The sequence below is a fragment of the Nitrosospira sp. Nl5 genome, assembly GCF_900102495.1.
Taxonomy (GTDB): domain Bacteria; phylum Pseudomonadota; class Gammaproteobacteria; order Burkholderiales; family Nitrosomonadaceae; genus Nitrosospira.
In genome coordinates this window covers 1-14,880 of the sequence record NZ_FMVQ01000023.1, presented here as the reverse complement: position 1 = coordinate 14,880, position 14,880 = coordinate 1, and the positions used below count along the sequence as shown (strand labels likewise).

General features: G+C 53.0%; 17 protein-coding genes. 16 read left to right on the top strand and 1 reads right to left on the bottom strand.

Annotated features, from left to right (window positions below):
• Positions 1–642: 642 nt before the first annotated feature.
• The 15 genes from BLP45_RS14820 (at position 643) to tatC (ending at position 12,375) form a co-directional block, all read left to right on the top strand.
• Positions 643–1,449, top strand: a complete 807-nt coding sequence (locus BLP45_RS14820; protein ID WP_218117995.1) for a penicillin acylase family protein — start codon at positions 643–645, stop codon at positions 1,447–1,449.
• Positions 1,353–3,113, top strand: coding sequence for a penicillin acylase family protein (locus tag BLP45_RS14080; RefSeq protein ID WP_218117996.1), 1,761 nt, complete (start codon positions 1,353–1,355; stop codon positions 3,111–3,113). The genes BLP45_RS14820 and BLP45_RS14080 overlap by 97 nt, the downstream gene beginning before the upstream one ends.
• Positions 3,114–3,488: 375 nt before the next feature.
• Positions 3,489–4,136, top strand: a complete 648-nt coding sequence (hisG, locus tag BLP45_RS14075) for an ATP phosphoribosyltransferase (RefSeq protein WP_090373125.1) — start codon at positions 3,489–3,491, stop codon at positions 4,134–4,136.
• Positions 4,137–4,178: 42 nt separating this feature from the next.
• Entirely contained in the window at positions 4,179–5,501 is a 1,323-nt protein-coding gene (gene hisD / locus BLP45_RS14070) for a histidinol dehydrogenase (RefSeq protein WP_176754769.1), read from the top strand.
• A 1-nt stretch (position 5,502) separates the two neighbouring features.
• Positions 5,503–6,594 carry a histidinol-phosphate transaminase gene (gene hisC, locus BLP45_RS14065; RefSeq protein WP_090373124.1) on the top strand — a complete coding sequence of 364 codons (1,092 nt, stop codon included), beginning with the start codon at positions 5,503–5,505 and terminating at the stop codon, positions 6,592–6,594.
• Between the two features lie 7 nt (positions 6,595–6,601).
• Positions 6,602–7,189, top strand: a complete 588-nt coding sequence (gene hisB, locus BLP45_RS14060; protein WP_090373123.1) for an imidazoleglycerol-phosphate dehydratase HisB — start codon at positions 6,602–6,604, stop codon at positions 7,187–7,189.
• Positions 7,190–7,214: 25 nt separating this feature from the next.
• Entirely contained in the window at positions 7,215–7,865 is a 651-nt protein-coding gene (hisH, locus tag BLP45_RS14055) for an imidazole glycerol phosphate synthase subunit HisH (RefSeq protein WP_090373122.1), read from the top strand.
• A 73-nt stretch (positions 7,866–7,938) separates the two neighbouring features.
• Complete coding sequence (hisA, locus tag BLP45_RS14050; protein WP_090373121.1) at positions 7,939–8,712, top strand: 1-(5-phosphoribosyl)-5-[(5-phosphoribosylamino)methylideneamino]imidazole-4-carboxamide isomerase; 774 nt, start codon at positions 7,939–7,941, stop codon at positions 8,710–8,712.
• A gap of 63 nt (positions 8,713–8,775) precedes the next feature.
• Complete coding sequence (gene hisF / locus BLP45_RS14045) at positions 8,776–9,549, top strand: imidazole glycerol phosphate synthase subunit HisF (protein ID WP_090373120.1); 774 nt, start codon at positions 8,776–8,778, stop codon at positions 9,547–9,549.
• A 78-nt stretch (positions 9,550–9,627) separates the two neighbouring features.
• The gene (hisI, locus tag BLP45_RS14040; RefSeq protein WP_090373119.1) at positions 9,628–10,017 is read left to right on the top strand and encodes a phosphoribosyl-AMP cyclohydrolase; all 390 of its coding nucleotides are present in this window, start codon (positions 9,628–9,630) and stop codon (positions 10,015–10,017) included.
• Entirely contained in the window at positions 10,014–10,346 is a 333-nt protein-coding gene (locus BLP45_RS14035; protein WP_090373118.1) for a phosphoribosyl-ATP diphosphatase, read from the top strand. Before hisI ends, BLP45_RS14035 begins: the two co-directional genes overlap by 4 nt.
• Positions 10,339–10,692 carry a histidine triad nucleotide-binding protein gene (locus BLP45_RS14030; RefSeq protein WP_090373117.1) on the top strand — a complete coding sequence of 118 codons (354 nt, stop codon included), beginning with the start codon at positions 10,339–10,341 and terminating at the stop codon, positions 10,690–10,692. Before BLP45_RS14035 ends, BLP45_RS14030 begins: the two co-directional genes overlap by 8 nt.
• An 11-nt stretch (positions 10,693–10,703) precedes the next feature.
• Positions 10,704–10,931: a Sec-independent protein translocase subunit TatA gene (gene tatA / locus BLP45_RS14025; protein WP_090373116.1), complete on the top strand. Its 228-nt coding sequence runs from the start codon at positions 10,704–10,706 to the stop codon at positions 10,929–10,931.
• A gap of 99 nt (positions 10,932–11,030) precedes the next feature.
• Positions 11,031–11,483, top strand: coding sequence for a Sec-independent protein translocase protein TatB (gene tatB, locus BLP45_RS14020; protein WP_090373115.1), 453 nt, complete (start codon positions 11,031–11,033; stop codon positions 11,481–11,483).
• Positions 11,484–11,568: 85 nt separating this feature from the next.
• On the top strand, positions 11,569–12,375 hold the full coding sequence (tatC, locus tag BLP45_RS14015) for a twin-arginine translocase subunit TatC (protein WP_090373114.1): 807 nt from the start codon (positions 11,569–11,571) through the stop codon (positions 12,373–12,375).
• Between the two features lie 78 nt (positions 12,376–12,453).
• Here the strand turns inward: tatC and BLP45_RS14010 are convergent, their stop codons facing one another.
• On the bottom strand, positions 12,454–13,638 hold the full coding sequence (locus BLP45_RS14010; protein WP_090373113.1) for a S1C family serine protease: 1,185 nt from the start codon (positions 13,636–13,638) through the stop codon (positions 12,454–12,456).
• A 53-nt stretch (positions 13,639–13,691) separates the two neighbouring features.
• On the opposite strand from BLP45_RS14010, the gene BLP45_RS14005 reads away from it, so the two are divergent.
• A complete protein-coding gene (locus tag BLP45_RS14005; protein ID WP_090373112.1) occupies positions 13,692–14,441 on the top strand; it encodes a Nif3-like dinuclear metal center hexameric protein in 750 nt (249 codons plus the stop codon).
• Positions 14,442–14,880 lie beyond the last annotated feature (439 nt).

The window sequence follows — 14,880 nt, the reverse complement described above, 5'->3', positions numbered from 1 at the left end:
GGCTTTGAAGGTCGGCGAGAGCCATGCTGCCTCCGGCACGCAAACGCCCGTCGCTGCGAAGGGACTATAAGACTCTCAGTCAAAGCAAAAGTTAAGTTCAGCTTAAGAGGCAACCGATTACGCAGCGGCACGGCGCTGCTCGGTTGCCTCTGTTCTTTTCTACACCAAATTTTTTCTCACAGAATTTTCCCTCACCAGTTCTTACCCCTTACCCCTCCGTCGCTCGCTGTCCGATAAACTTTATTCGATTTGATGCTTCCAGTGATTGGTGCATTCTTTCAGCGCTGTAAAACACAAGGTATTCCGTCAGTCCCAAGGCAATTCCGGCAAATCGAGACGCCGCGTTTGCACGCATTGTTGCAAAACGGTCGACTCTTAATAAAGATTACCGACTTCTGGAGTAACTACCGACTTCTGAAGTGGCGAGACCGGCCGACAGGATATGTAATTTAATTAGCATTCATGTATTCTCAAAACCTCGCGATAACGGAGCCTCTGTGGGAGGCGAAATGAGGCGCTTGATTTTGGGAGTGGTGTTTTAATGGCTGTCGCCGCTCCGGCACAATCTTCATCCAACTTTCGCTTCCAGCAAACTTGGAAATTCGCCGGATCATAGCACTATGTTAGTGAATAGAGGTACCGGTGAAGTTTAAGAAGACGATACTCGGAATCCTGTTATCGGCAGGAGTCGTCAATGCGATTGCTGCCGAAGCCGAGAATACCGATGTCAAACTTTCCCGCATTGAGATTCGCCGCACCACCGACGGAATCCCACACGTACTCGCCCATAGTTGGCATGGCCTCGGGTATGGTTACGGCTATGCCCAGGCCGAAGACGCGCTCTGCACACTGGCGGAAGCATTTACTACGTTTCGTGGCCGCAGATCGTATTTCTTTGGTGCCGACTCGCGTCCCCGGGACAGGTCTACCTTTGGCCACCCTCGTAATATAGATCTCGACTTCTTCTTCCAGGCATTCGCCAATGATGGCCTGATAGCGGAATATCAGCAACATCAGCCCCCGAGCTTGAATGAACTGATCGAGGGCTTTGCTGCAGGCTACAACCGCTATTTGCGTGATGCCCGAAATCGCGCAGAGCCTGAGTTTTCCAGCCCCTGTCTACGGGAATACTGGGTGGACGAGATCACCGTCAAAGACATTTTCCGACGCGTCATAGCCGCCAATCTTGCGGCAGGCTACGCGCGATTCATTCCGGAGATTGTAAATGCATTGCCGCCCTCTACCGATCGCAGCGTTAATCTGGCCCCCGATGACATATCTGTATCCACTTTGCCCACGCGAATTGACACTCGTACCGGCAGTAAAGCTGACGTAGGCAGCAATTTCATTGCATATGGAAAAGTGCAACAGGGACCGAAAGTGGGCTGCTGTTTGGAAATCCTCATTGGTTCTGGAGCGGTTCCGACCGGTTTTACCAGGTACAACTGACCATACCGGGCAAATTAAATGTTTCGGGTGTCTCGTTCCTTGGTTACCCGGTAATCATGATCGGATTCAACGAGCATGTAGCCTGGAGCCATACCTTTTCAACAGCACAGCGTTTTGGGTTATTCGAGCTTGCCCTCGATTCCGCTCAGCCGACAACTTATCAAGTTGATGGAACCAGCGAAGCAATGCGCCCCATATCGATTACCATAGAAACCCGGGATGCCGAAGGCAACTCCGTCCCTGTGACTCGAACGCTATACCGCACGCGCCATGGTCCTGTTATTGATCTCGGTTCCCTCAATAAGGCGTTTGGGTGGAATGCCTCAACGGCACTCGCCATTCGTGATGTCAATGAAAATAATTTCCGCGCCCTACGTACATTCTTTTACTGGAATCAATCACAATCACTGAATGAATTTTCAGACATACAGCGACGGGAAGTTGGTATGCACTGGGTCAATACAGCAGCTGTCGCAGGTAATGATGGGCGTGCCTGGTATAACGATATTGGTGCCAGGCCTAACGTACCGGACGAATTGCGGCAGCGGTGCATACCGACGCTTGGTGATGCTTTTGCGAAGGTCTATTCCTTTATTCTGCTCCTGGATGGCAGCCGGTCTGCCTGTGAATGGATAACTGATCCACGCGCAACGCAAACCGGCGCTGTTCCTGCCGTAATTCAGCCAGAGCTTTTCCGGGAAGACTATGTAGCCAACATGAATGACAGCTACTGGTCAAGCAATCTGCAGCATCCCCTGGAAGGATATCCCAGCATAATGGGTGCGGAAAGAAGCCCACTTACCTTACGCACCCGCCTGGGACACCACATTGCGCAGTCTGCAATGAATAAAGGTGAAAGAACCCCGAACAAACTGAGCAAACGAGTACGGATTGCCGTACTCGATGCACGCGTCTATTCTGCTGAATTATTCAAAAAACCGGTGCTCGCACACATATGCCGAAAGCATTATGTAATGCTGGAGCATGACTCCTTGACCGACACCACATTTTTGCCTTCGCGCCGAATTAACATAAGCGACGCCTGTCGAATTTTAGGGAAATGGCCCAATAGCGGCAACGCGGCGGATCGCGGCGGCCTTATTTGGGATGCGTTCTGGGCTCGGATAGAGCGAATTCCGAAAGTTGAACTCTATCACATACCCTTTTCCCCATCTGCTCCGCTTGAAACACCTAATGCTTTAAATGTGCACGACCCGCGCGTAACCCAAGCGTTCGGTGCCGGCGTTCTGGCTATTTCAGCAAGCAAGTTGGCCATGGATGCGTCGCGAGGAAGTTATCTCTATGCGCGCAATGGCGGATATCGAATACCGCTTTACGGCGGCTGTCCTATAGCTGGTTATTTTGCTATTGCATGCGACGAGAATGGATATGAAATGACTCGCACATCGTACGGAAATAGCTATATGCAGGTGGTCAGTTTTGGGAAAGAAGGTGTAGAAGCTTACACGCTGCTTTCCCATGGGCTGCGTGATGCATTGTTTGAATCCGGACAAACCAGAGATACGGACAGCAATTTACGTCGCTATGCGAACAAAAAATGGCTGCTCTTCCCTTTCAGAGAAGCGGATATCATACTCGACCCCAAACTCAAGCGTACTGTTTTATACCCTGATCTCGATGGACGCCAGTCTTCACGACGGTAACCAGTTCAGGAATTCCATCATCCCAGAGCGCTATTTTCCGGCCTCCCTCCGCCACTCACGGCGCGATCCCCACTGTCGAGCACGCTTTACAGATCGCTTATGCACTGCCGGGATCGAGTGGTTTGCCAATACCGATAACCACAGCCTCGGCGTACTTACGAGAACGATCTGAACGAATTCAAATGTTTCGTTGCTATTCATAAACCGGAAGATTTCAAGTTTCCGTACCTATATGTTCGCATGCATGAGAGTGCTGAAGCAATCAGTGACCCCAGTCCCCATGCTTAGAAAATTGGCATAGCCACACGTCTTTCAAGTGTTGGGAAGCCCGAGCCCAGCCGCTTTGGGGTAAAATACCTCTTTCACGGATTCTTCATGACGAGCCGCATCACTATTGCCCTTTCGAAGGGCCGCATTTTTGACGATACCGCGCCACTGCTGAAAGCAGCTGGTGTTGTCGCCCTGGACGATCCTGAAACTTCGCGTAAATTAATCCTCGCCACCAATCGGGACGACGTACGGCTTATTATCGTGCGCGCATCGGACGTGCCGACGTATGTGCAATACGGGGCAGCGGACATGGGCATCGCCGGCAAGGACGTATTGCTGGAGCATGGCGGCGGTGGGCTCTATCAGCCGCTGGACCTGAATATCGCCTGCTGCCGCATGATGGTTGCGGTGCGCGACGAATTCGATTACGAATCCGCCGTCCGCCGGGGAGCACGCCTGCGGGTAGCCACAAAGTATTTACACACGGCGCGTGAACACTTCGCCGAAAAGGGCATGCATGTGGATCTCATCAAGCTTTATGGATCAATGGAACTTGCCCCGCTGGTAGGATTGGCGGATGCGATCGTGGATCTCGTTTCCAGCGGCAACACGTTAAGGGCCAATCATCTTAAGGCGGTGGAAGAGATCATGCCAATTTCGGCACGGCTGGTCATCAATCAGGCAGCATTGAAGTTGAAGCGGAAAACGATACAGCCAATGCTGGAAGCATTTTCAGCAGCAATTCGGAAATAGTAGGCACGTCCGAAACAACCCGGCCAAACCAGAGCCTTTCTCATGATACAGATTAAACGACTATCATCCATCGACACCGGCTTCCATATGGCATTAGAGAAGCTGCTGGCTTTTGAAGACGCGAACGATGCGGCAGTGGATACGACGGTCACCGGTATCCTTGCCGATATTAAAAAACGCGGTGATGAGGCACTGCTGGAATACACGCGCCGCTTTGATCGCCTTGATGTCGCCTCGGTGGCGGAGCTTGAATTTCCCCAAAACCAGTTAAAACAGGTTCTCCAACGCTTACCCGCAGATCAACGCAATGCCCTGGAGCAAGCTGCGGGGCGAGTGCGCGCTTATCACGAAAAGCAGCTGGCGCAATCCTGGAGCTATACGGAGCCTGACGGTACGCTGCTCGGTCAGAAAATCACCCCCCTGAACCGCGCCGGATTGTATGTTCCCGGCGGTAAAGCGTCTTATCCTTCATCCGTGCTGATGAACGCAATTCCCGCCAAAGTGGCGGGTGTTGGTGAACTCATCATGGTGGTACCCACCCCTTGCGGCGAAACCAACGATCTGGTGCTGGCCGCTGCGGCGATTTGCGAGGTAGACCGCGTATTTGCTATCGGCGGTGCACAAGCTATCGGAGCTTTGGCCTATGGCACCTCGACCGTGCCGCGCGTGGATAAAATCGTCGGCCCCGGCAATGCATATGTCGCCACAGCCAAGCGTCGTGTGTTCGGCGTGGTGGGCATAGACATGGTGGCGGGCCCTTCTGAAATCCTGGTGATTTGCGACGGTAACACCGATCCCGACTGGATTGCCATGGATTTGTTTTCACAGGCCGAGCACGATGAGCTGGCGCAGGCGATCCTGCTTTCTCCCGATGCCGCCTTTATCGACGCGGTGGCGGCAAGTATTGAACGGCAATTGGAAACGATGCCACGCAAGGCAGTAATACGCGCTTCGCTCGAAGACCGCGGTGCCCTGATTCAAGTCCGGGACCTGGATGAAGCCTGCGCCATTGCCAACCGCATCGCGCCGGAACATCTGGAGCTATCGGTCGAGCGGCCGGAAGAATGGGTGGAGAAAATCAGGCATGCCGGCGCAATTTTCCTGGGGCGCTACACATCCGAAGCGCTCGGTGATTATTGCGCCGGCCCCAATCATGTGCTGCCTACTTCCCGTACCGCACGCTTCTCGTCGCCATTGGGCGTGTATGATTTCCAGAAGCGCAGCAGCCTCATCCAGGTATCGGAGCAAGGCGCGGCAAAACTCGGTGCGGTTGCTTCCATCCTGGCCCATGGAGAGGGCTTGCAGGCTCACGCAATGTCGGCGGAATATCGATTCATGAACAGGACAGATAGACAAGATTCATAAAATGTCCAGATCACCTGATCAGGTTATCCGCCCGGAAATTCTCGCGCTTTCCGCGTATCACGTGCCGCCCGCAAGCGGCATGGTGAAGCTGGATGCGATGGAGAATCCTTATTCTCTTCCATCCGAATTATGCGAGGAAATTGCACAGCTCGCAGCCAGCGCGCCTATCAACCGCTATCCCGATCCGATCGCCGCCACGCTCAAGGCCGCGTTGCGCGAAACACAGGCGGTTCCGGAGGGCATGGACATCATGCTGGGCAATGGTTCGGATGAGATTATCCAGATCATCGCCCTGGCTTCTGCAAGACCTGGAGCGGTGTTGATGAGTGTCGAACCTGCATTCGTCATGTTCCGCATGATTGCGACGTTCGCCGGGATGGGTTACGTGGGTGTGCCGCTGAAGGCTGATTTCTCGCTGGATGTCGACGCGATGCTTGCCGCTATCGCGCGGCACCAGCCAGCGGTAATTTTCATTGCCTACCCCAACAATCCCACCGGCAACCTGTTCGATGCCGAGGCGGTCTCACGTATTATTGGAGCCGCACCTGGCATCGTTGTCGTGGATGAAGCCTACCACGCTTTCGCCGACGCGACCTTTATGGACAAACTGGCGCAATATCCCAATCTGCTGCTGATGCGCACCCTCTCCAAATTGGGACTGGCTGGCATAAGGCTGGGATTGCTGGCCGGCAGGCGGGAATGGCTGACACATCTGGAAAAGCTGCGTTTGCCGTATAATGTAGGAATTGTTACCCAGCTAATTGCGGAAAGAGTATTGCAGCATCATGATATCCTGTTGCAACAGGCTGGGGCGATCAAGGCTGAGCGTACGCTCATGAGCGGACGCCTGGCGGCGCTGAACGGTATTGAAATTTTTCCGACAAGTGCGAATTTTATTTTGTTCCGCGTGACTCAGCGGAATGGGGCCAGTCAAGTGTTTCAAAGTCTCAAGAAGCGGGACGTATTGATCAAAAACCTCGATGGCTCGCATCCCTTACTGGAAAACTGCCTGCGCGTAACAGTGGGAACCGCCGGTGAAAACGCGCAATTTCTGGAAGCACTGCGGGCCTCGCTTAAGAAATCCGACAATTAATCCACCTATGCGCCAAGCCCACGTTACGCGTAATACGCTGGAAACCCAGATCAGTGTCAAAGTTGATCTGGATGGAACCGGCAAGGCAACTCTGGATACGGACATACCGTTTCTGGACCACATGCTTGACCAGGTGGCGCGGCACGGCATGATAGACCTGGAAGTTGCCGCCAAGGGTGATTTACATATTGATGCGCATCATACGGTAGAGGATATTGGCATCACCCTTGGCCAGGCATTCACGCAGGCTATCGGAGATAAGAAAGGTTTACGCCGTTATGGTCATGCTTATGTGCCGCTGGACGAGGCACTGTCGCGGGTGGTGGTAGATTTCTCCGGGCGTCCCGGCATGGAGTTCAACGTCGCGTTCGTACGCGCCCGCATCGGAGAATTTGACGTTGATTTAATCAATGAATTTTTCCAGGGCTTCGTCAACCATGCGATGGTGACGTTGCACATTGACAATCTTTCCGGACGCAACGCCCATCACCAGGCCGAGACCGTATTCAAGGCATTCGGCCGCGCGCTGCGCATGGCGATGGAATCCGATTCGCGCTCGGCAGGAATAATTCCTTCCACTAAAGGCTCATTATAGCCTCCTCACCTCTTATTTTCATTGTATGACTGATATTGCAATCGTTGATTACGGCATGGGTAATTTACGCTCGGTGTCTAAAGCTCTGGAGCATGTTGCCCCGGCCGCCTCCATTACGGTTACCGATGACCCCGAGGTGGTGCGCAAGGCGGGCCGCGTGGTGGTTCCCGGACAGGGCGCGATGCCCGATTGCCTGCATGAACTTGATGCGCGCGGGCTGCGCGGCGCGGTAATGGAGGCCGCCACCGGTAAACCGTTTCTCGGCATTTGCATCGGCCTGCAAATGCTGTTCGAGAGCAGCGAGGAAGGCGATGTAGAAGGCCTCGGTATCGTACCCGGCAATGTGCTGCGTTTTCCGTCCACTGCGATCATGAACGCAAACGGGCAAAAACTCAAAGTGCCGCACATGGGATGGAACCAGGTGCATCAGACTATCGAGCACCCCCTGTGGAAAGGTATCCCCAACGATGCACGCTTTTATTTTGTGCACAGCTATTATGTCGAAACCGCTACTCCTGGACCGGCGGCCGCCTACAGTCTTTATCCTTTTCCGTTTACCTGTGCAGTGGCAAGAGATAATATTTTTGCCGTCCAGTTTCATCCGGAAAAAAGCCATGAGGCAGGGTTAACACTGCTGCGTAACTTTGTACGGTGGGAGCCCGTTTCCGCAACCTGATAATCAGGTTCGCATGTAAAATTTCCTGCTTCGAATTTCAAAACTCAATTCCTAATTTTAATTCTGATTAAAAATGCTTATCATTCCCGCGATAGACCTGAAAGACGGCGAGTGCGTACGTTTGAAACAAGGCGTGATGGAAAATGCCACGGTATTTTCGGACGATCCAGGCGCAGTGGCCAGACATTGGCTGGATCAGGGCGCACGACGGCTGCATCTGGTGGATCTTAACGGTGCGTTTGCCGGAAAACCAAAAAATGAACTGGCTATCCGCGCCATCGTGGAAGCCATCGGTGATGAAATCCCGACGCAACTTGGCGGCGGCATTCGCGATCTCGAAACGATCGAACGTTATCTCGACGATGGCATCACTTATATTATCATCGGTACCGCGGCGGTGACGACTCCTGGATTCCTGCACGACGCCTGCAACGCTTTTCCCGGCCACATCATGGTGGGACTGGATGCGAAAGACGGAAAGGTTGCCGTCAACGGCTGGTCCAAGATTACCGGTCACGACGTGGTGGATCTTGCAAGGAAATTCGAGGATTACGGCGTCGAGGCGGTCATCTATACCGATATCGGACGTGATGGCATGTTAAGCGGCGTGAATATCCATGCCACGGTGGAACTGGCCAGGGCGCTCACTATTCCGGTCATTGCCAGCGGCGGCATAACGAATCTGGAGGACGTCAAGGCACTCTGCAATATCGAATTGGAGGGCATCATGGGCGCGATCACGGGACGTGCCCTTTATGAAGGCGCTCTGGATTTCAAACTGGCGCAAGCGCTAGCGGATGACTTGAGTACAAAAATGAAACTCGGTGATGCGAGTCTTTCCGGATGAGATTCCCAATAATTCCTTTCCACCATTCACAATTCATCTCCGTGGCGGAAGTTCTTTAGCCTTATGGGCCTTGCCAAACGTATTATTCCCTGCCTTGATGTAACGAATGGACGCGTAGTCAAGGGCGTCAATTTTATTGCACTTCGGGATGCAGGCGACCCAATCGAGATAGCGCGCCGTTACGATGAGCAGGGAGCGGATGAGCTGACTTTCCTCGACATTACAGCCAGTTCTGATAATCGTGGTTTGATTCTGCGTATTATTGAAGAAGTCGCAGCTCAGGTGTTCATTCCGTTAACTGTGGGCGGTGGAGTTCGCGAGGTGGAGGATGTTCGCAGGCTTTTGAATGCGGGTGCCGACAAAGTCAGTATCAACACCTCGGCGGTACAGAATCCTCAACTGGTGGGAGACGCGGCAAGCCGCTACGGCTCACAGTGTATCGTGGTGGCGATAGATGCCAAACGGGTGAGAAATGCTGACGATACCCTGCAATGGAAGGTGTTCACGCACGGAGGACGCAAGGAGACTGGTCTGGACGCGATCGAGTGGGCGAAAAAGATGCAGTTATTGGGTGCGGGCGAAATACTGCTTACCAGCATGGATAAGGATGGCACCCGCGACGGTTTTGATCTCGCGCTTACCCGCGCGGTTTCAGACGCGGTGGATATACCGGTCATCGCAAGCGGAGGCGTAGGAACCTTGCATCACCTGGCCGAAGGAGTCCTGCAGGGCCATGCCGATGCAGTGCTGGCAGCGAGTATTTTTCACTACGGTGAATACACCATACGCCAGGCTAAAGCATATATGGCGCAACATGGCATTGAAGTACGGCTATAGTGGTAGAATTCCGGAACCTCGGGATAAGCCCCATGCGGACTGTTCAAATTCCCAATAACCTGATCCCCAAGCATATCCATGTCCGAAAATTGGCTCAACAAGGTAAACTGGTCGGAAGATGGACTTGTGCAGGTGGTGACGCAGGAAGCCGGCAGCAACAAGGTACTGATGGTCGCCTGGATGAATCGCAAGTCGCTTCAACTGACGGTCGAAACCAATGAGGCGCATTATTGGTCGCGTTCCCGCAAGAAACTCTGGCATAAAGGCGAAGAATCTGGCCATGTGCAAAAAGTAAAAGAAATTCACCTGGATTGCGACGAGGATGTCCTGCTGCTGACAGTGGAACAAGTTGGCGGCATAGCTTGTCATACTGGTAGGCACAATTGTTTTTTCAATAAGCTCGAAAACAATCAATGGGTGGTTGTTTCCCCAGTGATTAAAAGTCCCGAGGAGATCTACAGAAAGTGACTGATCCAGCTATTCTTGGCCGCTTGGCCGCGACAATCGAGGCGCGCAAGAGCGCGGACCCGGCAGCGTCTTATGTTGCGAGACTGTTGCATGAGGGGGAAGACAAGATCCTCAGAAAAGTTGCGGAGGAGGCGGTAGAGATTTTATTGGCTTCAAAAAACGGGGATAAGCAATACATTGCACGCGAGACGGCAGACCTGTGGTTCCACTGTCTGGTGCTGCTGGCCCACCACGGCTTGGGGCCGGAGGATGTGCTGGAAGAATTACGGCGCCGGGAAGGAATTTCCGGGATAAATGAAAAGGCTTTACGAAAAGCCGGATATGGATAATTGTATTTTCTGCAAAATTGTGCGAGGGGAAGTTCCCAGCAAGAAAGTGTACGAAGACACTGATATTTTCGCCTTTCATGATGTCCATCCCGCAGCGCCTGTACATTTTATGCTAGTGCCTAAGCTGCACATCGCCTCGCTTGCCGATATTGAAGACAAGCACCGCGATTTGCTCGGCAAGATAATGCTGCTGGTACCCCGGCTGGCGAAGCAGCAGGGCTGCATGGACGGCTTTCGTACCGTTATCAACACCGGCCATGTAGGAGGGCAGGAGGTTTGCCACTTGCATGTTCACGTTATCGGTGGTGGAGAACGCTTGCCTGCAATGGTCCCCCACTCGAGATAAAGGAGAAAATGATGGGATCATTCAGCATTTGGCATTGGCTGATCGTTCTGGTAATCGTTGTTCTGGTATTCGGAACCAAGAAACTTCGCAACCTTGGCAGCGACTTGGGCGGCGCGGTGAAAGGCTTCAAGGAAGGCATGAAAAGCGCCGATGGAGAGGAGATATCGCCCCCGCCTCAGCAATCAGACGGTCACACCATCGAAGGCGAAGTCAAGGATAAGGCGCATACAAAAGTTTGATGAGTAATCAGTTAACCTAAAGGGGGAAGAATATCAGCCACCGATAGGACTGATTTTTAATCACTGTTTTGCTATGCCTCACGGTAGTCCTCGCAAAAAATGTTCGATATCAGTTTTACGGAAATACTCGTTATAGCGGTTGTAGGGCTGGTTGTCCTCGGCCCTGAACGCCTGCCGCAGGTAGCCCGTACACTGGGACATCTCTTCGGGCGGGCGCAGCGATATGTCAATGACGTCAAAAACGATATTCAGCGCGAAATGGAACTGGAAGAGCTGAGGAAATTGAAAACCTCGGTACAGGATGCAGCGCGTTCAATAGAAAATACGGTACGGGAAGAAATCAATCAATGTCAGGAATTAGCTGACGCGGAAGCAAAATCCATCACTGCGGCAGCTTCTGTTCCGCCTCTCGGGATTTTGACGGAAATCGTTGCTCCGGACTTCCCTGCCACCTCCATCAAGCCACCCGCTCCCAGGCCAGCCCAGCAGTCCGGCCGCTCAAAACCGAGTTTGGATGAAGCAGCCGGGGCAGACGTCGGCCACAGCCATTAACGCCGCGGATAATACATGCTGGCTGGCAGCTCAGCATGACTAGGCCGGCTCAATTTACTGTCTCGCTTCTTTTTCCACTCACAACATGAGTATCGACGAGACATTCATTTCCCACCTCGTGGAATTGCGCGCCAGGTTGCTGCGCATATTCGGTGGGCTGATACTTGGCTTCTTGCCCTGCGCCTATTACGCGCGGGAACTCTACTCATTGCTGGCGCAGCCTCTGCTGGAGAAACTCCCACAAGGCGGACAGATGATCGCCACCGAAGTCGTCACGCCTTTTTTTGTGCCGATGAAAGTTGCCATGATGACAGCTTTTGTCATCACCCTGCCGTACACGCTTTATCAGGTATGGGCATTTGTCGCACCGGGATTATATTCGCACGAAAAACGATTGGTACTTCCGCTGGTATTTGTCAGCAGCTTTCTGTTCATTTGCGGCATGGCGTTTGCCTATTTTGCGGCACTCCCCCTGGTATTTGAATTCGTTACGCATTTCGCACCACAAGGTGTGGCGGTAATGACCGATATCGGAAAATACCTTGACTTCGTTCTGACCATGTTCATTGCCTTTGGTATTACTTTCGAGGTACCGATATTTGTAGTCATTCTGGTCCGAATAGGTATCGTCTCAATCGAGAAACTAAAGGAAATACGCCGCTATATTCTCGTTGGCGCGTTCGTGGTCGGTGCGATCTTCACCCCGCCCGATGTGGTTTCGCAATTCATGCTGGCGGTACCGCTTTATCTGCTCTATGAATTAGGCATACTGGTGGCGGGCCTGGTTACCAGTCCGGCCCCTGTATCGGCACTCGCCTATCAATCGGATGACAGCAGCATTGACAAGGAAGATAAGGCGGAAACGCGGGTGGAAAACGGGAAGAACAGTTAGTCGGCAACGGCGACTCGGAATCGCACCAAGCGTTCTCCCGAAATGAGGAGAAAAATCCCGGTTATCTATCTTCTAGATCTATTCCATCGCATCCGGGTCCTGATACTGGTCTTGAGGCAGTGGCTTCGGGCGCTTGCCGACGTCGAGCTTGACAGACTTCTCTGCTTGGTTGCGTATCACCTGAATGGTGACCGTTTTTCCTGGTGGCAGCGCCGCGATCAGGTCAAGCATCACGGATGAATCAGTAACTGTTTTGCCATCCACAGTCACAAGTATATCCCCCGGCTTCACACCGGCCTGGTCCGCGGGACCACCTTTGAGGACTCCCGCGATTAGCGCGCCGCTGGTATTGGGTCGCTTGAATGATTCCGCTAATTCGGGTGTCAGGTCTTGCACTTCCACCCCAATCCAGCCGCGGGTGACGCTGCCGGTCTGAATAATTTGTTCCATTACCTGCTTGGCCACGCTGGCTGTAATGGCAAAGCCGATGCCAAGCGATCCGCCGGTACGTGACACAATCGCGGTATTGATGCCAATCAGGTTGCCGGAAGTATCCACCAGCGCACCCCCCGAATTCCCCGGATTGATGGCGGCGTCCGTCTGGATAAAATTTTCGAAAGTGTTGATACCCATATGCGTCCGGCCCAATGCGCTGATGATCCCCATCGTCACGGTCTGCCCCACGCCAAAGGGATTGCCGATGGCCAACACGATATCGCCTACCATCGCCTCGTCGGAGTGTCCGAATGTCATCGTGGGTAGTGCTTCCATATCCACTCTGACGACAGCGAGATCGGTTTCAGGGTCGGAGCCGATTACGCGCGCTTTGGCTTTTCTGCCATCAGCCAGCGCAATCTCTATTTCGTCCGCCGCGGCTATCACATGATGGTTGGTAAGAATATAACCTTCTGGACTGACAATGACACCTGAGCCGAGGCTGGATGCGCGGCGGCTCTGCGATTCGAAGCGATCACCAAAGAAACGCCTGAACCGCGGGTCTTCCAGCAGTGGGTGAGGAGCAATCTTGACCTCCTTGCTGGTAAATACATTGACCACGGAAGGCATGGCGATTCTGGCGGCCTCGCTAAAGCTGCCGGGCCTGGGTTGTCCCTGGGACGTGCTATCGGAAACGGCTTGTTTCACTGTGACAATGGTTTCGCGCGGACTCCATGGCAACAATTCAGGCCGCAAGGTGGCGACGACAAACAATACTGCAAGGAGTACCGTTGCCGTTTGTGCGAAGATCAACCAGAGTTTGTGCATTGGGGAAATAAATTTCGAGATAAAATGATTGCAAAAAAGACTTGGGGGATACGATGCGATTGAATGAGCTCGAAATCTACTTGAACCAACTTCTGAATGTTGCTCATTTTTGTGATTATTGCCCAAATGGACTGCAAGTGGAAGGCAAAAATCAAGTACGCCTGCTGGTGAGCGGCGTGACGGCGTCGTTCGATCTCCTCCAGGCCGCTGTCGCAGCGGGTGCGGACGCGGTGCTGGTACACCACGGTTATTTCTGGCGGGGCGAGGATCAATGCCTGATCAGCATGAAACGGCGGCGCATTGCATTGCTGATGGCGCACGACATCAGCCTGCTTGCCTATCATTTGCCATTGGATGCACATCCGGAATTGGGCAACAATGCACAATTGGCGCGAAAGCTGGGTTTTATTGAAACCGCCCGTTTCGGCCCGCAGAATATCGCTACGCACGGCACCTTGCCGTCACAGGTATCGACTCTGAAAGATCTGCGCGTGAACATTGAACGCGTCCTGTTACGCAAGCCCCTGGTAATCGGCGATGATGAGAGACTTGTGCGGCGTATAGCGTGGTGTACCGGGGCTGCTCAGGATTATTTCGACGAGGCCATCCGCCAGGGAGTGGACGCATTTATTACGGGTGAAATTTCCGAGCAGAACGTGCATGCTGCACGTGAATCCGGTGTGGCATTTATCTCGGCGGGACACCATGCCACGGAGCGCTATGGAGTCCAGGCTTTGGGCGAGCATATATGCCGGAAATTCGGAGCCGACCATCAATTCATTGATATCGACAGTCCCGTATAAAACAATAAGGAGATGCTGTTCAGGCTTTCCGATAGGAATGAATAAATGAATAACAGGTGATCGAATCCCCGCGGTGTGAAAGGCTTAAAAAGTGTCAATAGATGTCTTGTTATCAAGCTCCCGCATCCCTGTACACGTATCCCGTTTCATCTGTAGTTACGCACGCGGCCGGACGATTCGGTCTCCGATTTGGAAGTCAATTTTCTTGACACCGGTTATTGATCCGGTTAGGCTAGGCGGTGTTCGTCAGGGGTAGTTTCGGGGTTAACCCGGGGGCTATCAGGGGGAGACTATTTTGCATGGCGGAATGCCGATAGTCTGGGACGGATGCAAACACAACAACGATTACGGCAAACAAAGGAGAAACGAAATGGTAGTCAAGCTTGGGCTGAGGCTAATGGTGCTCACATTTGGGGCGTTGATGGCGGCGACGTCCTAC